This window comes from Cellulomonas sp. T2.31MG-18 (genome assembly GCF_964266755.1).
In the GTDB taxonomy this organism is placed as follows: domain Bacteria; phylum Actinomycetota; class Actinomycetes; order Actinomycetales; family Cellulomonadaceae; genus Cellulomonas.
Genome location: NZ_CAXWGW010000004.1, coordinates 56,976 through 80,089, shown reverse-complemented (window position 1 = coordinate 80,089; position 23,114 = coordinate 56,976). Strand labels below are relative to the sequence as shown.

Here is a 23,114-nt window from a genome sequence, read left to right as displayed (position 1 = left end):
CGGACCCGCGACTCAGCCCAGCAGCCACCCGTTCTCCTGGGCGAGGCGGACTGCCTCCGCCCGCGTCCGGCCACCCGTCTTGCCCATCGCGGCGGACAGGTAGTTGCGCACGGTGCCCTCGGACAGGAACGTCTCCCGCGCGATGTCCGCCACCGTCCCGCCGCGCCCGGCGACCAGCAGGACGTCCCGCTCGCGGTCGGTCAGCGGGCTCGCGCCCACCGCCAGCGACTCGACCGCGAGGTCGGGGTCCACCACGCGCAACCCCGCGTGCACGCGGCGGACCGCGTCCGCGAGCTGCTCGGCGGGGGTGTCCTTGACCACGAACCCGCTCGCGCCCGCGTCGAGCGCGTGCCGCAGGTACCCGGGCCGGCCGAAGGTGGTGACCACCAACGACCGGCAGGACGGGTAGGCGGCACGCAGGGCCGCGGCGGCGGCGATCCCGTCCATGCCCGGCATCTCGACGTCGAGGAGCGCCACCTGGGCCCCGTTGGCGCGCGCGGCGTCCACCACCAGGTCGCCGCGTCCGACCTGCGCCACGACGGTCAGGTCCGCCTCGAGATCCAGCAGGGCGGCGAGGGCGCCGCGGACCAGCGCCTGGTCGTCGGCGAGGAGCAGCCGGATCGGTCGCTCGCTCATCGGCCCTCGTTCCGCGCGATCACCGCGAGCCGGTAGCCGCCCAACGGGCTCCTCGACACCTCGAGGCGAGCCCGGGCGGCCCGCGCCCGCTCCGTCAGCCCGTGCAGGCCGTTCCCCGGCGCGGTCGGCTCCCCACCGGAACCGCCCGAGGGTCCGTGCCCGTCGTCGTCGACGACGAGGGAGTCCGCCGTCATGGTCACCTCCACACGGGTCGCCGCCGCATGTCGCAGCACGTTCGTCGTCCCCTCTCGCAACGCCCAGGCGAACAGCTCACGCAGGTGCTCCGGGACGTCGTCGACGCTGCCGGGCACCTGCGCCTGGACGCCCGCAGCGTCGAACGCCTGCCGGGCGCCGGCGAGCTCGCCCGCCAGCGTGACGGCACGCGTCGCCGACACCATCCCGCGGACGTCGGCGAGAGCGCCGCGGGCGAGCGCCTGCACCTGGGCCATCTCGGCACGGGACCGCTCCGGGTCCAGCTCGAACAGCTTGCCGGCCAGCTCCGCCTTGACCGCGATCACCGTCAACGAGTGCCCCAGGATGTCGTGCATGTCGCGGGCGATCCGTTCCCGCTCCCGCTCCACGGCGAGCACCGCGACCTCGGCCTGGGCCAGCTGCAGCTGGCGGTTGCGCTGCACCAGCTGCGTGAACCCGAACACCGCGAACGACGCCAGCAGCACGGACAGCACGAGCCCGTCGATGGTGAACCAGCCCGGGACGACCCGCGGCAGGCCCACCACCACGGCACTCGCCCCGAGGGGCACCAGCAGCGCGCGCGCCTGGCCGATCAGGAAGACGGCCGAGACGGAGAGGAAGACGAGCCCGACCAGCCCCTGCTCGGCAGCGGCCAGGGTCGACAGCCCGACCAGCACGGCCTGCCCGCCGAGCACCAGCACGACACCGCGGCTCCCCATCCGCTCACCACGGCCGCCGCCGCGGGTCACGACGGTCCAGGCGAAGCTGACCGCGAGCCCCGCGACGGCCGCGAGCGACACGTCCCGGGCGAGACCCACGTGGCTGCGCCAGGCCGCCAACCAGGGCTGCACCAGGAAGACGACCCAGACGACGCCCATGGCGGGCCCGACCACCCGCATCACCGGTCGGTGCTGCGGCCGTGCCACGCCGTCGGACCCCGACGCCGCGACCGGCTGCTCGCCCCAACCGGGCCGCCCGCGCCTCACGGCGCCCACGGTAGCGGGCGGCCGCACCGGCACCGGCCGCCCGCGGGTCACACCCGTGCGGTGTCCCGCCGGAACCGCCACGCGGCCCCGAGCCCGAAGACCACCGCCCAGCCGACCACGTTGAGCACCGCCCACCCCGTCACGGCCTCACCCGTCAACGGCGCCCGGACGATCTGGGCCACCCCGTACGTCGGGACCGCCTTGGCGATCTGCGCGAACACCCCGTCACCGAGCGGTACGAACAGCCCACCGGCGAACGCGAGCAGCGCGAGCACCGGTCCGAGGATCTGCATGACGTTCTCGGCCGGCAGCAGGTAGCCCATGAACAGGCCGAACGCCGCGAACACCACCGAACCGACCCAGGCGAGCAGGAGCGACCAGACGAGCGCGCCGCCCTGGCCCGTCGCGCCCTCGGCGAGACCGACCGCACCGACCACGACCACGGCTGCGAGGCCGAGCACCATGGCGACCAGCACCTTGGTGGTCACGTAGGTGGCGGGACGCAGCGGCGTGAGCCGCAGCTGACGGGTCCACCCCTGGGCACGCTCCACCGAGACGCTGGCGCCACCGCCGGTGGTGGCGAGCATGGCGCCGTACAGCGCCATGGACACCATGATGAAGGCCGTCACGTTGCCGTGGCCGACGGACTGGTGCCGGTAGCCGGCGTTGGCCCCGAAGATGAGGAAGAACATCGGCGGCATCACCAGGGTGAAGATCACCGTGCGGCGGTTGCGCAGCAGCCGGCGCAGCTCGACGGCGAGGAAGCGGCCGTTCAGCAGGCCCGTGCGCGGCGTCCGGTCCGGTGCCGTCGTCGGGCGCTGGGCGGTGCCACGGGTCGCCGCGGCCGTGCTGGTGGTCTCGGTCGTGGTCATGAGGGGCTCCCTGCGGTCGCGCTCGTCAGCGCGAGGAATGCGTCCTCGAGCCCGCGTGCGGTGATCTCGATGTCGGTGGCCGTGGTGGAGGTGAGCAGCAGCCGCGCGACCCCGTCGGAGTCCGAGGTGCGCACCAGCAGCCGGTCTCCGCGCAGCTCGACGGACTGCACCCCGGGCAGTCCGCGGAGCGCGGCCTCGTCCGTCGGCGTCAGGTCGGTCAGGGTGGCCGACACCAGCCGGCCGGACGCGAGGTTCTTCACCTGTGCGGCCGAGCCGTCGGCGACGATCCGGCCGTGGCTCACCAGCACGATGCGGTCGGCGTACGCGTCCGCCTCGTCGAGGTAGTGCGTGGCGAACAGGATGGTGCGGCCCCGCGCCGCATCCGCCCGCAGGGCTGTCCAGAACTCCCGGCGGCCCTCGACGTCCATCCCGGTGGTCGGCTCGTCGAGCACGATGAGGTCGGGGTCCGGCAGCAGCGCCAGCGCGAACCGCAGCCGCTGCTGCTGACCGCCGGAGCAGGATCCGACCTTGCGTCCCGCGATGTCGGCGATCCCGGCACGGCCGAGCACCTCGGCCGCGGACCGGGCCGACCGGAAGAACGAGGCGGTCACCTCGACCGTCTCGCCGACGGTGAGGTCCTTGAGCAGCCCGCCGGTCTGCATGACGGCCGACACACGGCCCTCGGCGATCGCCCGGGTCGGGTCGAGGCCCAGCACCTGCACCGTCCCGGCGTCCGGCACGGACAGCCCGAGCAGCAGGTCGATCGTCGTCGTCTTCCCCGCGCCGTTCGGTCCGAGGAACGCGACGACCTCGCCCGGCTCGACGGCCAGGTCGATGCCGTCGACGGCGCGCACGGAGCCGAACGACTTGTGCAGCCCGCGCAGGTGGATGGCCGGCGGGGCATCCCCGGCCGCACGTGGCCGGAGGGAGGTCTCGGTGAAGGTCATGCACCGATCCTGGCGACGTACCAGGTCAGCGGCCCACGCCGCGCGTCACCGGCTGGGCATGACGGATGTCATGCCCAGCCGGTGGCTCGAGCGATCCGGTTCAGGCGCCGATCAGCCGCTGCGCGAGGTACTCCGACACGTGACCGAGCCCCACGCGCTGCTGCGACATGTCGTCGCGGTGGCGGATGGTCACGGCGTCGTCCTCGAGGGTGTCGAAGTCGACCGTGATGCAGAACGGCGTGCCGATCTCGTCCTGGCGGCGGTACCGACGGCCGATGGCGCCGGCGTCGTCGAAGTCGACGTTCCACGCCCGGCGCAGCTCGGCGGCCAGGTCGCGGGCTTTCGGCGACAGCTGCTCGTTGCGCGACAGGGGCAGCACCGCGGCCTTCACCGGTGCGAGGCGCGGGTCGAGCTTCAGCACGACGCGGGTGTCCACGCCGCCCTTGGTGTTGGGCGCCTCGTCCTCGGTGTAGGCGTCGACCAGGAACGCCATCAGCGAGCGCGTCAGACCCGCCGCGGGCTCGATGACGTACGGCACGTACCGCTCACCGCGGCCCTGGTCGAAGTACGACAGGTCCGCGCCGGAGTGCTGCGAGTGCGTCGAGAGGTCGAAGTCGGTGCGGTTGGCGATGCCCTCCAGCTCGCCCCACTCGCTCCCCTGGAACCCGAATCGGTACTCGATGTCCACGGTCCGCTTCGAGTAGTGGGACAGCTTCTCCTTGGGGTGCTCGTAGTGCCGCAGGTTGTCGCGGGCGATGCCCAGGCCGACGTACCAGTCGGTGCGCGTGTCGATCCAGTACTGGTGCCACGTCTCGTCCGTGCCCGGCTCGACGAAGTACTCCATCTCCATCTGCTCGAACTCGCGCGTGCGGAAGATGAAGTTGCCCGGGGTGATCTCGTTGCGGAACGACTTGCCGATCTGGCCGATGCCGAACGGCGGCTTCTTGCGCGCGGCGGTCAGCACGTTGGCGAAGTTGACGAAGATGCCCTGGGCGGTCTCGGGCCGCAGGTAGTGCAGCCCGGACTCGTCCTCGACCGGGCCGAGGTACGTCTTGAGCATCATGTTGAAGTCGCGCGGCTCGGTCCACTGACCCTTGGTGCCGCAGTTGGGGCACGGCACCGACGCGAGGCCGCCCACGGGCTCGTGGCCCTTGCGCTCGGTGAACTCCTCGATCAGCTGGTCCTCACGGAACCGCTTGTGGCAGTGCAGGCACTCGGTGAGCGGGTCGGTGAACACGCCGACGTGACCGGAGGCGACCCACACCTGCCGGGGCAGGATCACGGACGAGTCGAGGCCGACGATGTCCTCGCGGCTGGTGACCATGAACCGCCACCACTGCCGCTTGATGTTCTCCTTCAGCTCCACGCCGAGCGGCCCGTAGTCCCACGCCGACCTGGTACCGCCGTAGATCTCGCCGCTCGGGAACACGAAGCCGCGCCGCTTGGCGAGGGCGATGGCGTTGTCGAGGCGGGACGGTGCGGCCACGGTGAGCACTCCTGGGTCGAGGGCCCGCGGCTGGGTGCCGCGGGAACAGCCGCCCCAGGCTACCGGCCTGCGGCAACACCGCCCCGTGCGCCCTTTTGACAATGATTCTCGTCTTCGGCAAGATCCTCGTCGTGAGCAGAGGACGGATCGGCGGGCTGGCGGCGGCGGTCGTCGTGGCGCTCTCCGCCCTGACCGCGTGCGGCACGGCCGGCGCCGGCGGCAGCCTCGCCGGCGCACCTGCCGGGAAGGTGCAGGTGCTCGCGTCGTTCTACCCGCTGCAGTTCGTGGCGCAGCAGGTCGGTGGCGACCGGGTGCACGTCGACTCCCTGACACCTCCCGGCGCGGAGCCGCACGACGTCGAGCTGTCCCCCGCCCAGGTCTCCGCCGTCGAGACCGCGAACCTGGTGGTCTACCTCTCCGGGTTCCAGGCAGCGGTGGACGACGCGGTCCGTCAGGTGCGCCCGCGCCACGTGCTCGACGCGGCGGTGCACGCCGGCCTGATGGACCTGGGCACCGAGCAGGCCTCGGAGGGAGCCGACCCGCTCGCCGGTGCCGGCGCCGGCACCGCCGCCACCCGCACGCTCGACCCGCACTTCTGGCTGGACCCGTCCCGCCTGCCCGCGCTGGCGGACGACGTCGCCACGGCACTGAGCCAGGTCGACCCGGCGGGCGCTGCGGACTACCGCGCGGCGGCCGACCGGCTCTCCGCCCGGTTCACCTCCCTGGACACGGCCTACCGCACCGGCCTGGCGGACTGCCGGCGTCAGGTGCTGGTCACCTCGCACGAGGCCTTCGGGTACCTCGCGCTCCGGTACCACCTGCAGCAGGTCGGCATCTCCGGGCTGGACCCGGAGACCGAACCGTCGCCGGCCCGGCTGGCACAGATCGGAGACGTGGTGAGACGAGAGGGTGTGACGACGATCTTCTTCGAGACGCTGGCGAGCCCGAAGGTGGCCCGCACGCTGGCCTCCGACCTGGGCGTCCAGGCGACCGTGCTGGACCCGATGGAGTCCATCACCGCACCGGGCGCCGACTACTTCTCCGTCGCGCAGGACAACCTGGCGACGCTCCGCACGGCGCTGGGCTGCGCATGAGCGCCGCGACCACGACAGCGGGCCCCGACACCGCACCGGTGATCGAGGCGGTGAACCTGCAGGTGACGCTCGGTGGGCTGCCGATCGTCCGCGGGGTGGACCTCGAGGTGCCGCGGGGCGAGGTGCTGGCGGTGCTCGGCGCCAACGGCTCCGGCAAGTCCACCCTGATCCGCGCCTTGCTGGGTGCCGTCCCGCTCAGCGGCGGCAGCGTCCGCCTGTTCGGCGAGCCCCTCGGGCCCGGTGTCCCGTGGCTGCGCGTCGGGTACGTCCCGCAGCGCGTGCCCGTCGCGTCCGGCATGCCGTCGACGGCCCTCGAGGTGGTGCGCTCCGGTCTGCTGTCGGGCCGGTCGCTGCGGCCGCCGCGGGACGCGCGGACCCGCGCGCTGGCCGCGCTCGACGAGGTCGGCATGGCGGGCCGTGCCGGTCAGCGCGTCCAGGAGATGTCGGGGGGGCAGCAGCAGCGCGTCCAGATCGCCCGGGCGCTGGTGCGACGGCCGGACCTGCTGGTGCTCGACGAGCCGACCTCGGGCATCGACCTGCCGACGCAGGAGGCGTTCGTCAGCACCGTGCGGCGGATGCACGAGAGCGGCGGCACCGTCGTCGTGGTGCTCCACGAGCTCGGCGAGTTCGGACCGTTGATCCAGCGTTCCGTGGTGCTTCGGCACGGGCGCGTGGTGCACGACGGCGCCCCACCGGTCGCCCGCATCGAGCACGCCGGACCGGCGCACGACCACGCGCACGCGCACGGCGACCCGCCGAGCGCCGCATCCGGCCTGTCGGTGGAGGTGACCCCGTGACGTTCTGGGACCAGGTGGTGGCCATGGCCACCTCGCCGCTGATGCAGCGCGCCATGCTGGCCGCGGTGCTCGTCGGCGCCGCGGCACCGGTCGTCGGCACCTTCCTGGTGCAGCGGCGCATGGCGCTGATGGGCGACGGCATCGGGCACGTGGCGCTCACCGGCGTGGCGCTCGGCTGGCTGGTCGGCAGCTGGGCCGGGCTGGTGCCCAACGGCGCCCTCGCCGTCCCGGGCGCCGTGGTGGCAGCCGTCGTCGGCTCCGTCGTCATCGAGCTGGTCCGCGAACGTGGCCGGACCACCGGCGACCTCGCGCTGGCGCTGATGTTCTACGGCGGCATCGCCGGCGGGGTGCTGCTGATCAAGGTGGCCGGCGGCACCAACGCGAACCTGATGGCCTACCTGTTCGGCTCCATCTCCACGGTCTCCCCGACCGACCTGGTGTGGACCGTCGCGCTGGCCGCCGTGGTGCTCGCCGTCGGCGTCGGGCTGCGGACCGCGCTGTACGCGGTGAGCCACGACGAGGAGTTCGCCCGCGCCAGTGGCCTGCCGACGCGCGCCCTGGCGATGGTGGTCGCCGTGATGGCCGCCGTGACGGTGACGGTGGCGATGCGGGTGGTCGGCCTGCTCCTGGTCAGCGCGCTGATGATCGTGCCGGTCGCCGTCGCCCAGCTGTACGCCCGGTCGTTCGGCCGGACCATGGCGACGGCCAGCGGTGTCGGTGTGACGGTCAGCGTGGTCGGGCTGGTGCTCACCTACTGGAACGACATCCCGCCGGGGGCCACCATCGTGGTGCTCGCGATCGCCGTCTACGCGGTCTCGGCGGCGCTGCGGCCGATGGTGCGTCGACGGGCCGCGGCCTCCGACCCGCACCCCGAGATGGCCGACGACGTGCTGCTCGCCGACTCGGACGACGAGTGCCAGGTCCCCGTGCCCGCACCGCGTCGGCACCCGAACGCCTCGGTGCAGGCCGATCGGGTGGGCCGCCAGTAGGCCCTCGCCGCTAGGTCGCGGCGGGGCTGTCCACCGCCCCGCCGTACCTGCGGTCACGGCGCGCGTAGGTCTCCACGGCCCGCCACAGGTGCCGCCGGTCCACGTCCGGCCACGGTTCCTCCAGGAACACCAGCTCGGCGTAGGCCGCCTGCCAGAGCATGAAGTTCGACGTGCGCTGCTCGCCGGACGACCGCACGAACAGGTCGACGTCCGGCAGGTCCGGCTCGTCCAGGTGCCGCTGGATCGTCTTCTCGCTGACCTTCTTCGGGTCGAGCCGACCGGCGGCGACCTCGAGGGCGATGGCGCGGGCCGCGTCGGCGATCTCCGCCCGCCCGCCGTAGTTGACGCACATCGTCAGCGTGCAGACGGTGTTGTCCCTGGTCTGCTCCTCGGCCCGCTCGAGCTCCGAGATCACCGACCGCCACAACCGCGGCCGGCGGCCGGCCCACCGCACGCGCACGCCCCACGAGTCCATCAGGTCGCGCCGCCGGTGCAGCACGTCGCGGTTGAACCCCATGAGGAACCGCACCTCGTCGGGTGACCGCGACCAGTTCTCGGTCGAGAAGGCGTATGCCGACACGTACTCCACGCCTACCTCGATGGCGCCGGCGACCACGTCGAGCAGCGACGCCTCGCCGGCCGCGTGCCCGGCCGTCCGCGGCAGGCCGCGGGCGTTGGCCCACCGGCCGTTCCCGTCCATCACGACCGCGACGTGGCGCGGCACCAGCTCGCGCGGGATCGCGGGCGGCCTGGCGCCGGACGGGTGCGGAGGCGGTGGGACGGGGGTGCGTGCGGCGGCCACTAGACGCGCTCCACCATGGGCAGCGACCGCAGCCGTCGCTCGAGGTGGAACTGGCTGAACGCCGCCACCAGCCCGTTGCCCTCGGCGCGGTGCCGCTCGGCGCTGCCGTCCGCCGTGGACCAGTCACCGACCAGCAGGGCGGCGAGCAGGGCGAACGTCTCCGGCGCAGGTGCCGCTGCACCCGCCGGCCGGCACGCGTTGCACACCGCACCGCCCATCGCCACGGCGAACGAGTGGTGCGGGCCCGCTGCCCCGCACCGGGCGCAGTCGGCGAAGCTGGGCGCCCACCCGGCGACGGAGAGGGCCCGCAGCAGGTAGCTGTCCAGCACCAGACCAGGTGCGTGCTCCCGCCTGGCGAGCGCCCGTACGGCGCCCACCAGCAGCCAGTACTGCTGCACCGCCGGCTCGTGCTCCGCCTCGACCAGCCGGTCGGCCGTCTCGAGCATCACGGTGCCCGCCGTGTACAGCGCGTAGTCCTCGCACACCGGCCGCCCGTACGCACCGAGGGTCTCCACCTGGGTGACGACGTGCAGCGACCGCCCGGTGCTGAGCTGCACGTCCACGTGCATGAACGGCTCGAGCCGTGAGCCGAACCGGGACGTGGTGCGCCGCACCCCCTTGGCGACCGCACGCACCTTGCCGTTGGTGCGGGTCAGGAGGGTGACGATGCGGTCCGCCTCACCCAGCGGATGGGTGCGCAGCACGATCGCCTCGTCGCGGTAGAGGCTCACCGGCCCATTCTCCCCCGGACCACCGACGCGCCGGGATGCGCAGGACGCGGCGCGTCGGTGGCCGGACGGTGGAGCGTCAGCGCTGCTGCCGGTTCACCGCGGAGATGATCGCCTTGAGGGACGCCGTGGTGATCGACGGGTCGATGCCGACACCCCACAGGATGTCGCTCCCCACCGCGCACTCGACGTAGGCGGCCGCCGTCGCGTCACCACCGGACGACAGGGCGTGCTCGGCGTAGTCCATCACGGCGACGTCGACGCCGATGGACCGCAGCGCCGCGACGAACGCGGCGACCGGGCCGTTCCCGTTGCCGACGATGGTCCGCTCGACCCCGCGGTCGACCAGGTCCACCTCGAGATGGTCCTCACCGCCCTCGGTGCTCGTCGCCCGGGTCCCCCGCAGCGAGAACCGCCCCCACGGGTCCAGCGGCTGACCCGCCTCGCCCTCGGCGCCGTCCGTCTGTCGCGGACGCGCCGCGGCCGCCATCTCCACCGGCAGGTACTCGTCGACGAAGATCCGCCACAGGTCGTCCGCCGTCACCTCGGTGCCGTGGGTGTCGGTGTGCCGCTGCACCACCTGCGAGAACTCGATCTGCAGCCGGCGCGGCAGGTCGAGGTCGCGCTCGGACTTCATCAGGTAGCTGATGCCGCCCTTCCCGGACTGGCTGTTCACCCGGATGATCGCGTCGTAGCTGCGGCCGACGTCCTTCGGGTCGACCGGCAGGTAGGGCACCGCCCACTCGAGCTGGTCCGTGGTGGTGCCGGCCGCGGCGGCGTCCACCTCCATCGCCGTCAGGCCCTTCTTGATCGCGTCCTGGTGCGAGCCGGAGAACGCCGTGAACACCAGGTCACCGCCGTACGGGTGGCGCTCGGCGACCTGCAGCTGGTTGCAGTGCTCCACCACGGACCGCACGTGCGGCAGGTCCGAGAAGTCGATCTGCGGGTCGATGCCCTGGCTGAACAGGTTCATGCCGAGCGTGACCAGGTCGACGTTGCCGGTCCGCTCGCCATTGCCGAACAGGCAGCCCTCGATGCGGTCGGCCCCGGCCAGGTAGCCCAGCTCGGCGGCCGCCACGGCGGTGCCACGGTCGTTGTGCGGGTGCAGCGACAGCACCACGTTCTCGCGGTGGTGCAGGTGCCGACCCATCCACTCGATCGAGTCGGCGTAGACGTTCGGCGTGGCCATCTCCACCGTCGCCGGCAGGTTGATGATGACCTTCCGGTCGGGGGTGGGCTCCAGCTCGTCGAGCACCGCGTTGCACACCCGCACGGCGTACTCGAGCTCGGTCCCGGTGTACGACTCGGGGCTGTACTCGTAGAACACCTCGGTGTCCGGGACCAGCTCCTCGTACTTCTTGCAGAACCGCGCGCCGGACACCGCGATGTCGAGGATGCCGTCCTCGTCGGCGTTGAAGACGACGCGCCGCTGCAGCACCGAGGTCGAGTTGTAGAAGTGCACGATCGCCTGCTTCGCGCCGGCGATCGCCTCGTACGTGCGCTCGATCAGGTGCTCGCGGCACTGCGTCAGCACCTGGATGGCGACGTCGTCGGGGATGCGGTTCTCCTCGATCAGCATCCGGACGAAGTCGTAGTCGGTCTGCGAGGCGGACGGGAAGCCGACCTCGATCTCCTTGTAGCCCATCTGCACCAGCAGCTCGAACATCGCGAGCTTGCGGGCGGGGTTCATCGGCTCGATCAGCGCCTGGTTGCCGTCCCGCAGGTCCACGGCGCACCAGCGCGGGGCGTGGGTCACGTGGCGGTCGGGCCAGGTCCGGTCCGGCAGGTCCACGCGGATCTGCTCGTGGAAGGGCCGGTACTTGTGCACCGGCATCCCGGAGGGCTGCTGGGGGTTGCGCTCTGCAACGTCGGTCATCGGGGTTCCTCGTCAGTCGTCGCGGCGGGTGCTCAGCCGGCGCAGCGGACACCGCGACGAGGATCCGGCCTAGAGGGCCTCGCCGCGGCGACGAAGAAGGAGAACGCTCCGGAGCACGGTTGGCACCCTACTCCCCCGTTCGCGAGACCCGGCAACGCGTCCACGCTCAGCCGAGCACGACGACGTCCGCCGGCCCGCGCGCGAGGAGCCGACCGCCGGCCGTGTCGAGCCGGTCGGTCCCCACCGGGACGGGCACGCTCCAGGTCCGGACCCCGTCGCGCAGGCCCCGGCCCACGATGGCCAACGCCCCGCCCGACGCGACCTCGAGCCCGATGACCTGCGTACCGTCCGTGCGCGGGACCCACGTGCGCGCGCCGCCCTCCAGGCCGGCCCGCACCTGCCACAGGGCGGCCCCGGTGCGCACGTCGACCGCTCCGTACACGCCGTCCGCCGCCGTGACCAGGACGCCCGAGGCGACGGCCACCGCGTCGAGGTCGGTCGGCAGCTGCCATCGCACGGTCCCGGTCACCCGGTCGACGCCGCGCAGCTGCGGGCCGGTGTCGACCACCAGCAGACCAGGAGCGGAACCGTCGTCCGCCTCGAGCTGGACCGTCCTCCCACGCAGAGTCACCCACGAGTCCGAGCCGTCCCGGTAGATCCGGCCGCCCTGGATCCCTCCGAACGTCGCGAAGCCGCCGGGCACGTCCACCACCTGGAGCTCCACGCCCACCGGCGCGGTGACCAGGACAGATCCGGTCGCGTCGTCCAGCACCTCGGAGCCCGCACCGCGGACGACGGTCCTGCGCGGGCCCACGGCGACCTCGGCGATACGCCCCGACGCCGCGTCGTCGACGACACCCGCCGTGACGTGCTCCCAGCGCACCGTGCCGGTCAGCCCGTCGGAGCGCTGCACGCGCACGCGTCCGTCGGGCCGGACCGATCCGAGCACCAGGTCGTCGCCGATCCGTGCGAGGCCGATGACCGGGCCGTCCACCGCCCACCGGCCCAGCAGGCGTCCACCGACCGCGTCGAGGGCGACCACGCTGGCCGGTGCCGCCGAGTCGCGAGGTCCACCGGCCAGGCACAGCACGACCCCGTCATCGGTGCCGGCGTCCCACGGGCACCGCACCGTGACGGGGCCGCCGTCCGCCGTCGTGGGCGTCACCGGAACCGTCCAGCGCTGGACACCCGAGCGCGGCTCGTACGCCGTCACCCACCACACGGCGGCGCGCAGCGACACCAGCACGACCGACCCGGACGCCTGCAGCACCGTGCCGGGACCCTCGGCGGCGGCCGCACGCCACAGCTCGACGGGCGCGTCCTGCATCGGCCGGACCAGGCCGGGCACTGCGGCGATCCGGTCCGCCAGGGCCCGCCGGCGGCTGTCGACGGCGTTCCCGGCGACCAGCAGGGCACCGAGCGTCACCAGCACGGCCACGCTCAACCACGGCCAGCGGCGCGTGCGAGCACCTGAGTCGGAGACGTCGCCGGACGTCGAACGGGCGGGCACGGCAGGTGCAGTGGGCGCACCACTCACCGACGAGCGGTGCCACCGCCGAGCGGTGACGTCCTCGTCGAGCTCCACCGGCCGCATCCTCGCGGCCGGGTGGATCCCGGTCATGCTCCGAGTCTAGGAGTGCCGTCCTGAACGCGCGGGAGGGGTGGCGGGCGCTGCCGTCGGCCCCTCGTGCGGCGGAGCGTCGCGGCGCTGACGGGGAAGCGTGTCCCGCGGCTCGGCAGCGGCTGGCTGCGTTCCGTCCGCACCGTCCGCCCGCGTGCCGCTGTCGACCACGACGACGCTGACGTTGTCGTGGCCGCCGTTCAGCAGCGCCTCGGCGACGAGCGCGCTCGCCGCCCGGCGCGCGTCCGGCTCCTGGCTGAGCAGCTCGGCGATGCGGTTGGCCGGGACGTCCCGGGTCAGGCCGTCGGTGCAGATGACGAACCGGTCGGAGGGGCCCGCCGGAAGGATCCAGAGGTCGGGGTCGGGGCGGCGGCCGGTGCCGAGCGCGCGCGTCAGCACGTTCCGCTCCGGGTGTCGGGCCACCTCCTCCGGGGTGACGCGGCCCTCGACCAGCAGCTCCTGCACCACCGAGTGATCGGCCGTCACCTGGTGCAGCACACCGTCGGCCCAGCGGTACACCCGCGAGTCGCCCACGTTGAACACCAGCCAGGAAGGACGTCCCTCGTCCTCCACCGTGGCGACGCCGGCGACCGTCGTACCGCCCTGGCGGTCACCCGTCAGCTCCTCACGCAGGCGTGCCCATGCGCTGTCGAGGCAGGCCAGCACGTCCGCGGTGCCGACGGAGGGCCGCCCGGCGAGGCGGGCGAACTCCTCGACCGCCACCCGGCTGGCGATGGCGCCGGCGTCGAGCCCGCCCATCCCGTCCGCGACGAGAAACACAGGCGGGCACGCGAGCAGGGCGTCCTCGTTGACGTCGCGCACGCGACCGCGGTCGCTGGCCGAGCCCCACGACGTCCGCACCCTGCACCTCCCGTCCGCACTCTTCACGATGACATCGGCGTCGAGGGACGCCAACCTGAGCGTCGACGGTACCGGCGCCCGTGCCCATCTTGGCGGGACCTCAGACGCCCAGCTGGTAGACACCCCAGTACGCGAGCACGACGAGCAGGACCAGGCCTCCGGTGGCGACCGTCCACGACGCGGCGGTCCGCACGACGCCGGGCCCGGAGCCGGGCACCCGGCCGGCCCTCGCGCGCCGCACGGCGAGCACCCCGGCGACCACGACCAGCATCCCGGCGAACCGGACGGCCAGCCATCCGCCCTGCACCAGCACGGAGTTGTGCTGGTAGTCCATCGCCAGCCGCGCGACCGACAGCAGGTACCACACCAGCCCCGCCACCGTCAGGATCGCGCCACCGCCGAACGCCACGAGGTACCGCGCGTAGCCCGAGGGCCAGCGCGCTCCGGCGCGACGGTCGCGGTTCGAGCGGCGGCTCGTCCACGCCTCGCCGACCCGGTGGCCGACCACGAGCAGGCAGCCGAGCACCACCAGGCCGCCCGCCCCCAGGACCACGAGGAGCACGACGTTCCCGTCCCGCAGCTGCTGCGGCTGCGGGACCGGCCCCGCGAGGTACAGCTGGACGGGTTGGGCGCCGGCGACCTGCGGCACGCCCGACGCGGTGGCCGGCAGACCGAGCACCCAACCGGTCATGTCCTGCAGGAACGTGGCGGACACGATCCCGTCGACCTTGAGGCCGTGGTCCGCCCCGGCGTAGTAACGGACGGTCACCGCGTCGTTGCCGGCCCGTGCCGTGTCGGCGAGGATCTGCTGAGCGCCCTGGACGACGGGCATCGAGGCGTCGCCCGTGCCGTAGACGACCAGGACCGGCTGCGTCATCCGCTGCTGGTACGGCTGCACGTCGAAGTCCACGTACTCGAAACCACCCGGCAGGGTCATCCCCACCGCCCGGGGGATCGCGCGGAACACCCCGTGCGGCACGCCGGTGTTGCGCAGGTAGTGGTCGGAGGCGAAGGCGGCCTGCTGCCGCGGCGGCACCACCGGCGAGGAGACGAGGATGACGAAGGCAAGCTGGTGGTCGGTGGCCGCCATGACGGGGGCGATCCAGCCGCCCTCGCTCTCGGCGTACACCCCGACCCGGGACGGGTCCACGCCCGGGTGCGCGCGCAGCAGCTGGACGGACCGTTCGTAGTCGGCGGCCATCGCGACGTAGTCGCGGTGCGCCGTGGTGTAGGTGTCGAGCCGCTTGTCCGGGACCATCGCCACGACTCCGGCGCTGGCCAGCACGGCCGCCTGTGAGCGGAACGCCACCGCGAACTTGCCCGTGCCGGCGCCGTGGATGAACACCACGCCGGGGCGCGGTCCCGGCGCTCCGACCGGCTCGCTGATCTGAGCCTGCACGGTGGTGCCGTCCAGCTGCACCGTGACCACCTCGGTCCGCACCGGGTAGGTGTGCAGCGACGGTGCCCCGGTGATCGCGGTCGAGGAGCTCTGCACCTGGAGCGGCTGCGTCAGCGGCGCCGGGTCCCACTGCGGCCCGAGCACGGCGCCGACGACGGCGAGGACCAGCACGCCCAGGACCGAGGACGCGAGAACCCGGTACACGTTGCCGGCGCGCGAGACGGCGTGCGGCGCACGCCGGTGACCGTCCTGGTTGAGCAGGTGCGGGAGAGACGTCACCGTGTGGAGGCTCACGCTCAGAACCCGAGCCGGCCGAGCTGCTTGGGATCGCGCTGCCAGTCCTTGGCCACCCGCACGTGCAGGTCCAAGAACACGCGCGCGCCGAGCAGCGCCTCGATCTCGCGCCGAGCCTGCGTGCCCACGTCCCGCAGCCGACCGCCGCCCTTGCCGATGACGATCGCCTTCTGCGAGTCCCGCTCGACGAACAGGTCGACGCGCACGTCGAGCAGCGGAACGTCGTCCCGGCCTGCGGTCCCGCGCGGCACGATCTCGTTCACCACCACGGCCAACGAGTGCGGCAGCTCGTCGTGCACACCCTCGAGCGCCGCCTCGCGGACCAGCTCGGCGACCATCACCGCCTCGGGCTCGTCGGTCAGCTCGCCGTCCGGGTACAGCGCCGGTCCCTCCGGCAGATGACCGGTCAGCACGTCGGCCAGCACGTCCACCTGGTAGCCCGAACGCGCCGACACCGGCACCACGTCGTCCCACTCACCCAGCCGGCTCATCGCCATCAGGTGCTCGGCCAGCCGGCCCTTGCCGACCAGGTCCGCCTTCGTCGCGATGGCGACCACCGGGGTCCGGCGCCTGCCCTGACCCAGCGACGCGAGCTCGGCCGCGATGTACCGGTCACCGGGCCCGACCTGCTGGTCGGCCGGCATGCAGAACCCGATGACGTCGACCTCGCCGAGCGTGTCCTTGACGAGGTCGTTCAGCCGTTCACCGAGGAGCGTGCGAGGGCGGTGCAGCCCCGGGGTGTCCACGAGCACCAGCTGGGCGTCCGGCCGCGTGACGATGCCGCGGACGGTGTGCCGCGTGGTCTGCGGACGGCCCGAGGTGATCGCCACCTTCTGGCCGACGAGCGCGTTGGTCAGCGTCGACTTGCCCGCGTTGGGACGGCCGATCAGGCAGGCGAAGCCGGAGCGGTGGCTCATCGCTCGACCTCTGCTCCGCCGGGATGTTCGGCTCCCTCGCCGACCTGGCCCTCGACGGACCGGCTCACGAGCACGGTCGCGAGGCGTCGGCGCCGTCCTTCCGCCCGGTCGGCGACCAGGTGCAGCCCGTGGATGTCCCCCGCCGAGCCCGGCAGGGGCACCATCCCCAGCGCCTTGGCCAGCAGGCCCCCAGCGGTGTCCACGTCCTCGTCCTCCACCTCGAGCCCGAACAGCTCGCCCAGCTCGTCACGGCCCATCCGCGCCGGCACCCGGAACACCCCGTCGCCGAGGTCCTGGACCGTCGGCGCGGTGCGGTCGTGCTCGTCGGTCAGCTCACCGACGATCTCCTCCAGCGCGTCCTCGATGGTGACGAGCCCGGCGATGCCGCCGTACTCGTCGACCACCATCGCCATGTGGCTGGCGCCGTCGCGCAGCTCCCGCAGCAGGTCGTCCACCGGCTTGGACTCGGGAACGAACACCGCCGGTCGCACCAGCGCGCTGACGGGGACGTCCAGCTCCGCGGCGTCCCGCGGGCGGTCCGGCGCCAGGCGACTCACCACGTCCTTGAGGTACAGCACCCCCCGGACGTCGTCCACCGACTCGCCGATCACCGGCACCCGCGAGAACCCTGACCGCATGAGGAGCGCGAGGGCCTTGCGCACCGGTGTGTCCTCGTGGGTCACCACCATGTCCGTGCGCGGCACCATCACCTCGCGCGTCAGCGTGTCCCCCAGCTGCAGGACGGACCGGAACATCGCCCGCTCCGTGTCCTCGATCACCTCGGACTCCGCCACGCGCTGCACCATGTCCCGCAGCTCGTTCTCGTCCTCCTCGGCCGTGGTCCGGCCTGCCGCCGCCGCCCGGCCCAGACCGCCGAACGCCGCCGTGACCGCGGACAGCAGACCGGCGAGCGCCGTCAGGGTCGCGACGGGCCGGCGCCGGCCGACGGTGCGCGGGCTGACGCGCACCAGCACGAGCGCCATCACCACGCAGACGCCGAACGACGTCAGCAGCACCGCCCACCACGGCCGCACCAGCTCGGAGGCGGCCAGCGTCACGCTGACGGTCGCCGTCATCTCGCCGAGCAGCCGGACGAACGCCGCCGCGGACGCGACCCGGGACGGGTGCGCCACCAGCCGCTGCACCTGCGGTGCCGCCGGGTGGTGCGCTGCGAGCAGCTCGGTGACCTGCGCGCGCGTCACGCGCATCACCGCGACCTCGCCGGCGGACAGGAGCGCGGCGAGAGCGATGCCGAGCACCACCAGCGCGCCCAGCAGCACCAGCGGTGCTCCAGTCATCGGCCGGCCAGGAACGTGAGCAGCAGACGTCGCTGCAGCGCGAACATCTCCTTCTCCTCCTCCGGCTCCGCGTGGTCGTAGCCCAGCAGGTGCAGGATCCCGTGCGTCTCCAGGAGCAGCAGCTCCTCGATGGTCGAGTGGCCTGCGGCCCGCGCCTGGTCCGCGGCGACCTGCGGGCACAGCACCACGTCGCCGAGCAGCCCCGCGGGCGTCGGCTCGGAGTCGGTTCCGGGCCGCAGCTCGTCCATCGGGAACGACAGCACGTCGGTCGGGCCCGGCTCGTCCATCCAGCGCACGTGCAGGTCCGCCATCACGTCGGTGTCGACCAGCAGCACCGACAGGTCGGTCTGCGGGTGGACGTGCATCTCGTCGAGCACGTGGCGTGCCAGCGCGGCGAACTCGGCCTCGTCGACCTCGACGCCCGACTCGTTGTTGACCTCGATGCTCATGCGGAGTCCCAACGGGCGTAGGCGTCGATGATGTCCCCCACCAGGCGGTGACGGACCACGTCGGAGGACGTGAGGCGGCAGAACTCGACGTCCGGCACGCCCTGCAGCACCTGCTCGGCCTGGCGGAGGCCGGAGGTGGCGGCGGACGGCAGGTCGACCTGCGTGACGTCGCCGGTCACCACGACCTTCGAGCCGAAGCCCAGCCGGGTGAGGAACATCTTCATCTGCTCCGAGGAGGTGTTCTGCGCCTCGTCGAGGATGACGAAGGCGTCGTTGAGGGTGCGGCCCCGCATGTACGCGAGGGGTGCCACCTCGATGGTGCCGGCGTCGAGCAGCCGGGGGATCGACTCCGGGTCGACCATGTCGTGCAGCGCGTCGTACAGCGGGCGCAGGTACGGGTCGATCTTCTCGGCCAGCGTCCCGGGAAGGAAGCCCAGCCGCTCCCCCGCCTCCACCGCCGGCCTGGTGAGCACGATCCGGTTCACCTGCCGCGCCTGCAGCGCCTGCACCGCCTTGGCCATGGCCAGGTACGTCTTGCCCGTGCCGGCGGGCCCGATGCCGAACGTCAGCGTGTGCCGGTCGATCGCGTCGACGTACTCCTTCTGCCCGGCGGTCTTCGGCCGGATGGCGCGCCCTCGCGTCGACAGGATGTTGAAGGTGAGCACGTCGGCCGGCCGGGCCGAGGACGCCGCGGTCAGCATGGCGACGGAACGGTTGACCACCTCGGGGCTGAGCGGCGTCCCGGCGGAGACCGTCTCCACGAGCTCCTCCACCAGGCGTGCGACCAGCGCGACGTCGCCCACCGGACCGGTCAGCGTGACCTCGTTGCCGCGGACGTGCACGTCGACGGTGGTGAAGCCGGCCTCGATCTCGCGCAGCACCTCGTCGCGGAGCCCGAGCAGCTCGACCATCGGCACCTGCGACGGCACCGTGATGCGGTGCTCGACGCGGGCCGGGACGGCGTCGGGCCGGCCACGCTGGAGGGGGGTCGAGAGGACCGGGGCGCCCGCAGCCGGAGGCGTCGCGCCGGGGGTGCCCGACGAGGGCTGGGCGGGTGTGGGTTGAGCCATGTGCTCGGCGTGCGCCGTGCGCTCCTTCGGTCGGTCCGGCAGGCAAGGCGATCCTACCTGGCAACCCCCGTGCAGCCCTGCTCAGCGGTGGGCCGATGGTCCTGTCGTTCGCCAACAGCGAGGACGACACTGACGGGCGAGGACGCCGGGCAACGGAGCCCGGCGGCGCACGCGGAGGTGCCACCGTGGCCAGGTACGTCAAGGACTTCACCGAAGGCGACAAGGACCAGAAGGACCTGCTGGGGGGCAAGGGCGCGAACCTTGCCGAGATGACCCGGCTCGGCCTCCCGGTACCGCCCGGCTTCACCATCACCACCGAGGCCTGCCGGGCCTACATGAAGTCCGGGGACGTCCCTCCCGAGCTGCGGGTCGAGGTGACGCAGGCGCTCCGGCACCTCGAGGACACGATGGGCCGCACCCTCGGCGACGTGCACGAGCCGCTCCTGGTCTCCGTCCGCTCCGGCGCCAAGTTCTCGATGCCCGGCATGATGGAGACGGTCCTCAACGTCGGCCTGAACGACGCCTCCGTGCGCGGACTCGCCGAGTTCGCCCACAACGAGCGGTTCGCCTGGGACTCCTACCGCCGGCTGATCCAGATGTTCGGCCGCACGGTGCTCGGCATCGAGGGCGACAAGTTCGCCGACGCGCTCGACAAGGCCAAGGCGACCCGCGGCGTCTCCAACGACGTCGACCTGACGGCCGACGACCTGCGCGAGCTGGTCGGCACGTTCAAGCAGATCGTGATCGACGAGACCGGCCGGGAGTTCCCGCAGCACCCCCGCGAGCAGCTCGACCTGGCCATCGTCGCGGTGTTCGGCTCGTGGGGCACCGAGCGCGCCCGGCTGTACCGGCGCAAGGAGCGCATCTCCGACGACCTCGGCACCGCCGTCAACGTCGTCGCGATGGTGTTCGGCAACCTCGGCCCGGACTCGGGCACCGGCGTGGCGTTCACCCGCAACCCGTCCACGGGCGAGACCGGTGACTACGGCGACTACCTGGCCAACGCCCAGGGCGAGGACGTGGTGGCGGGCATCCGCAACACGATGTCCCTGGCGGACCTCGAGCGGATCGACCCGGAGGCGCACAACGAGCTCAAGCGCGTGATGCGCCAGCTCGAGACGCACTACCGCGACCTGTGCGACATCGAGTTCACCATCGAGCACGGCAAGCTGTGGATGCTGCAGACGCGCGTCGGCAAGCGGACCGCACCCGCCGCGTTCCGGATCGCCTCGCAGCTGGTGGACGAGCACCTGATCACGATGGACGAGGCCCTGGCCCGCGTGACCGGCGCCCAGCTGACCCAGCTCCTGTTCCCGCAGTTCGCGCCGGGCTCGTCCACCACCCTGCTGACCAAGGCGATGGCGGCCTCCCCTGGCGCGGCCGTCGGTGAGGCCGTCTTCGACTCCGCGACGGCCGTCGAGTGGGCTGCGAAGGGCAAGGACGTCGTCCTGGTCCGCCGCGAGACCAACCCCGACGACCTCGGCGGCATGATCGCCTCGGTCGGCATCCTGACGGCGCGCGGCGGCAAGACGTCGCACGCGGCGGTCGTGGCGCGCGGCATGGGTCGCACGGCGGTCGTCGGTGCCGAGGCGCTGGTCGTCGACCCGGTCGCTCGCCAGTTCACCTGCGGCGCGACGGTCGTGAAGGAGGGCGACGTCATCGCCATCGACGGCACCACCGGCGAGGTGTTCCTCGGCGACGTGCCGGTCGTACCGTCCCCCGTCAGCACGTACCTCGAGGAGGGCCTCGACGCCGCGCTCGAGCAGGCGGCCGACGAGGACACCTCCGAGCTGGTACGCGCCGTCGACCGGATCATCACGCACGCCGACGCCGCCCGCCGGCTCGGGGTGCGTGCCAACGCCGACACCCCGGAGGACGCCCGCCGTGCCCGCAGCCTCGGTGCGCAGGGCATCGGGCTGTGCCGTACCGAGCACATGTTCCTCGGCGAGCGCCGGGTGCTCGTCGAGCACGTGGTGCTGGCCCGGACGGACGACGAGCGCCAGGCGGCTCTCGACGCGCTGCTCCCCGTGCAGACGCAGGACTTCATCGAGATCTTCGAGGCGATGGACGGCCTGCCGACGACGATCCGGCTCATCGACCCGCCGCTGCACGAGTTCCTCCCCGACCTGACGGCCCTGTCCGTCAAGGTGGCGCTCGCCAAGGAGCGCGGCGAGGTCGACCAGCACGACGTCGAGCTGCTCGCGGCGGTCGAGCGGATGCACGAGGCGAACCCGATGCTCGGCCTGCGCGGCGTCCGGCTCGGTCTGGTGATCCCCGGCCTGTTCGAGCTGCAGATCCGTGCGATCTGCGAGGCTCAGGCCGCACGCATCGCCGCCGGCGGTCACCCCAAGGCCGAGATCATGGTGCCGCTCATCGGCTCGGTGCAGGAGCTGCACCTGGTCCGCGACTCGGCGATCGAGATCATGGCCGAGGTCGGCGCCAAGCACGGCATCACGCTCGACCTGCCGATCGGCTGCATGATCGAGCTGCCCCGCGCGGCGCTGACGGCCGGACGCATCGCGGAGGAGGCAGCGTTCTTCTCCTTCGGCACGAACGACCTGACGCAGACGACCTGGGGCTTCTCCCGCGACGACGTCGAGGGCGCCTTCTTCGCGCAGTACACCGCGAACGGCGTGCTGTCGGTGTCCCCGTTCGAGACGATCGACGCCCAGGGCGTCGGCCGCCTCGTGAAGATCGCAGTGGAGGAGGGCCGCGCGACGCGGCCGGACCTGCACCTCGGCGTGTGCGGCGAGCACGGCGGCGACCCGGAGTCGATCCGGTTCTTCGACTCCGTCGGGCTCGACTACGTGTCCTGCTCCCCGTTCCGGGTGCCGGTGGCCCGGCTCGAGGCCGGTCGCGCGGCGATCGACAGCAGCACGAGCGACGCCCGCTGAGTCCCCGCGGGGGGTCGGGCCAGGGCTGGGCCCGGCCCCCCGCGGGCTCGTCGGAGGATCCGACGACGAGCGCACTCGCACCCGCGCGGCAGCAGGCCCACGCTCCAGGCGCCGCCGCCGTCAGCCCTGATCAGCTCCAGCGCCCGAGACGTTCGGCCAGCAGCGCGACCGCCACGGGGCCCGCCGTCGACGTGCGCAGCACCCACGGTCCCAGACGCACGGGCACCGCTCCCGCCTCCACCAGACGGTCCAGCTCGTCCGGGGAGATCCCGCCCTCGGGGCCGACGACCACCAGGACCTCGACGTCCGAGCCGTCGACCGGCAGGGCGGCGGTCCGCAGCGGCACGGTGGCCTCCTCGTGAAGCACGAGTGCCGTTCCCCCCGCGGCCACCACGTCGGCGACCCGTCGGGCGAGCCCGGCCGTGTCCACGGCGAGCTCCACCGCCGGCACGCGGGAACGGCGCGCCTGCTTCGTGGCCGCCCGCACCGTGGCGAGCCAGCGCGCCCGGCTCTTCGCCGCCCGGTCCCCACGCCAGACCACGATCGACCGCGCCGCCTGCCACGGCAGCACCGCGTCGACCCCGACCTCGGTGGCCGCCTCGATCGCCAGCTCGTCGCGGTCGCCCTTGGCCAACGCCTGGGCCAGGACCAGGGCCGGCCGGTCGGGCGGCTCCTCGTTGCGGGCCAGGACCCGCAGCCGCACGCCGTCCGGGCCGGTCGAGTCGACGACGCCGACGAGCCGGACACCGCTGCCGTCCACCACGTCGACCCGTTCACCGGGGCCGCGCCGCTGCACCACGCCGGCATGCCGCCCCTCGGCGCCGTCCAGCAGGTACGTCCCGCCGGCCACCACGCCGCGGAGGTCCCCCGGTTCGGTCAGGAAGACGGGCGCACTCATCGCCGGTC

20 protein-coding genes are annotated in these 23,114 nt (G+C 73.1%); 4 read left to right on the top strand and 16 right to left on the bottom strand.

From position 1 onward, the window contains the following. Positions 1-12: 12 nt before the first annotated feature. From ACFQTY_RS15075 to ACFQTY_RS15055, 5 genes are all read right to left on the bottom strand, one after another. Positions 13-636 carry a response regulator gene (locus tag ACFQTY_RS15075; protein WP_337975258.1) on the bottom strand — a complete coding sequence of 208 codons (624 nt, stop codon included), beginning with the start codon at positions 634-636 and terminating at the stop codon, positions 13-15. Continuing rightward, a complete protein-coding gene (locus ACFQTY_RS15070; protein WP_378102023.1) occupies positions 633-1,814 on the bottom strand; it encodes a sensor histidine kinase in 1,182 nt (393 codons plus the stop codon). Before ACFQTY_RS15070 ends, ACFQTY_RS15075 begins: the two co-directional genes overlap by 4 nt. Positions 1,815-1,861: 47 nt before the next feature. Further along, a complete protein-coding gene (locus tag ACFQTY_RS15065) occupies positions 1,862-2,686 on the bottom strand; it encodes an ABC transporter permease (protein WP_378102019.1) in 825 nt (274 codons plus the stop codon). After that, entirely contained in the window at positions 2,683-3,633 is a 951-nt protein-coding gene (locus ACFQTY_RS15060) for an ABC transporter ATP-binding protein (RefSeq protein ID WP_378102016.1), read from the bottom strand. The genes ACFQTY_RS15065 and ACFQTY_RS15060 overlap by 4 nt, the downstream gene beginning before the upstream one ends. Before the next feature lie 100 nt (positions 3,634-3,733). Then, positions 3,734-5,119, bottom strand: a complete 1,386-nt coding sequence (locus ACFQTY_RS15055; protein ID WP_378102013.1) for a glycine--tRNA ligase — start codon at positions 5,117-5,119, stop codon at positions 3,734-3,736. A gap of 101 nt (positions 5,120-5,220) precedes the next feature. Between ACFQTY_RS15055 and ACFQTY_RS15050 the strand changes: the two genes are divergently transcribed. The 3 genes from ACFQTY_RS15050 to ACFQTY_RS15040 are packed head-to-tail and all read left to right on the top strand — an operon-like array spanning position 5,221 to position 7,999. Beyond that, positions 5,221-6,213 carry a metal ABC transporter substrate-binding protein gene (locus tag ACFQTY_RS15050; protein ID WP_378102010.1) on the top strand — a complete coding sequence of 331 codons (993 nt, stop codon included), beginning with the start codon at positions 5,221-5,223 and terminating at the stop codon, positions 6,211-6,213. After that, positions 6,210-7,010, top strand: a complete 801-nt coding sequence (locus ACFQTY_RS15045; RefSeq protein ID WP_378102007.1) for a metal ABC transporter ATP-binding protein — start codon at positions 6,210-6,212, stop codon at positions 7,008-7,010. The genes ACFQTY_RS15050 and ACFQTY_RS15045 overlap by 4 nt, the downstream gene beginning before the upstream one ends. Then, positions 7,007-7,999, top strand: coding sequence for a metal ABC transporter permease (locus tag ACFQTY_RS15040; RefSeq protein WP_378102004.1), 993 nt, complete (start codon positions 7,007-7,009; stop codon positions 7,997-7,999). Before ACFQTY_RS15045 ends, ACFQTY_RS15040 begins: the two co-directional genes overlap by 4 nt. Before the next feature lie 10 nt (positions 8,000-8,009). Here the strand turns inward: ACFQTY_RS15040 and ACFQTY_RS15035 are convergent, their stop codons facing one another. From ACFQTY_RS15035 to ACFQTY_RS14990, 10 genes are all read right to left on the bottom strand, one after another. Next, positions 8,010-8,801, bottom strand: a complete 792-nt coding sequence (locus tag ACFQTY_RS15035; RefSeq protein WP_378102002.1) for an isoprenyl transferase — start codon at positions 8,799-8,801, stop codon at positions 8,010-8,012. Further along, positions 8,801-9,532 carry a DNA repair protein RecO gene (gene recO, locus ACFQTY_RS15030; RefSeq protein ID WP_378101999.1) on the bottom strand — a complete coding sequence of 244 codons (732 nt, stop codon included), beginning with the start codon at positions 9,530-9,532 and terminating at the stop codon, positions 8,801-8,803. The genes ACFQTY_RS15035 and recO overlap by 1 nt, the downstream gene beginning before the upstream one ends. A gap of 76 nt (positions 9,533-9,608) precedes the next feature. Next, positions 9,609-11,405 carry a 2-isopropylmalate synthase gene (gene leuA / locus ACFQTY_RS15025; protein WP_378101996.1) on the bottom strand — a complete coding sequence of 599 codons (1,797 nt, stop codon included), beginning with the start codon at positions 11,403-11,405 and terminating at the stop codon, positions 9,609-9,611. A gap of 166 nt (positions 11,406-11,571) precedes the next feature. Next, positions 11,572-13,026 carry a hypothetical protein gene (locus ACFQTY_RS15020; RefSeq protein WP_378101993.1) on the bottom strand — a complete coding sequence of 485 codons (1,455 nt, stop codon included), beginning with the start codon at positions 13,024-13,026 and terminating at the stop codon, positions 11,572-11,574. A gap of 9 nt (positions 13,027-13,035) precedes the next feature. After that, on the bottom strand, positions 13,036-13,887 hold the full coding sequence (locus ACFQTY_RS15015; protein ID WP_378101990.1) for a PP2C family protein-serine/threonine phosphatase: 852 nt from the start codon (positions 13,885-13,887) through the stop codon (positions 13,036-13,038). A 100-nt stretch (positions 13,888-13,987) separates the two neighbouring features. Then, positions 13,988-15,565, bottom strand: a complete 1,578-nt coding sequence (locus tag ACFQTY_RS15010; protein ID WP_378101987.1) for an alpha/beta hydrolase family protein — start codon at positions 15,563-15,565, stop codon at positions 13,988-13,990. Between the two features lie 17 nt (positions 15,566-15,582). Beyond that, on the bottom strand, positions 15,583-16,497 hold the full coding sequence (era, locus tag ACFQTY_RS15005; protein WP_337975245.1) for a GTPase Era: 915 nt from the start codon (positions 16,495-16,497) through the stop codon (positions 15,583-15,585). Beyond that, entirely contained in the window at positions 16,494-17,795 is a 1,302-nt protein-coding gene (locus tag ACFQTY_RS15000; protein WP_378101984.1) for a hemolysin family protein, read from the bottom strand. The genes era and ACFQTY_RS15000 overlap by 4 nt, the downstream gene beginning before the upstream one ends. Further along, positions 17,792-18,244 (bottom strand): rRNA maturation RNase YbeY, encoded by a 453-nt coding sequence (gene ybeY, locus ACFQTY_RS14995; RefSeq protein ID WP_291762161.1) that lies wholly within the window; start codon positions 18,242-18,244, stop codon positions 17,792-17,794. Before ybeY ends, ACFQTY_RS15000 begins: the two co-directional genes overlap by 4 nt. Then, positions 18,241-19,314 (bottom strand): PhoH family protein, encoded by a 1,074-nt coding sequence (locus ACFQTY_RS14990; RefSeq protein ID WP_337975243.1) that lies wholly within the window; start codon positions 19,312-19,314, stop codon positions 18,241-18,243. Before ACFQTY_RS14990 ends, ybeY begins: the two co-directional genes overlap by 4 nt. 185 nt (positions 19,315-19,499) lie before the next feature. Here ACFQTY_RS14990 and ppdK point away from each other — a divergent pair, with 185 nt between their 5' ends. Beyond that, complete coding sequence (ppdK, locus tag ACFQTY_RS14985; RefSeq protein WP_337975242.1) at positions 19,500-22,208, top strand: pyruvate, phosphate dikinase; 2,709 nt, start codon at positions 19,500-19,502, stop codon at positions 22,206-22,208. 130 nt (positions 22,209-22,338) lie between these two features. Here ppdK and ACFQTY_RS14980 read toward each other — a convergent pair whose 3' ends face one another. After that, positions 22,339-23,106 carry a 16S rRNA (uracil(1498)-N(3))-methyltransferase gene (locus ACFQTY_RS14980; protein ID WP_378101979.1) on the bottom strand — a complete coding sequence of 256 codons (768 nt, stop codon included), beginning with the start codon at positions 23,104-23,106 and terminating at the stop codon, positions 22,339-22,341. Positions 23,107-23,114 lie beyond the last annotated feature (8 nt).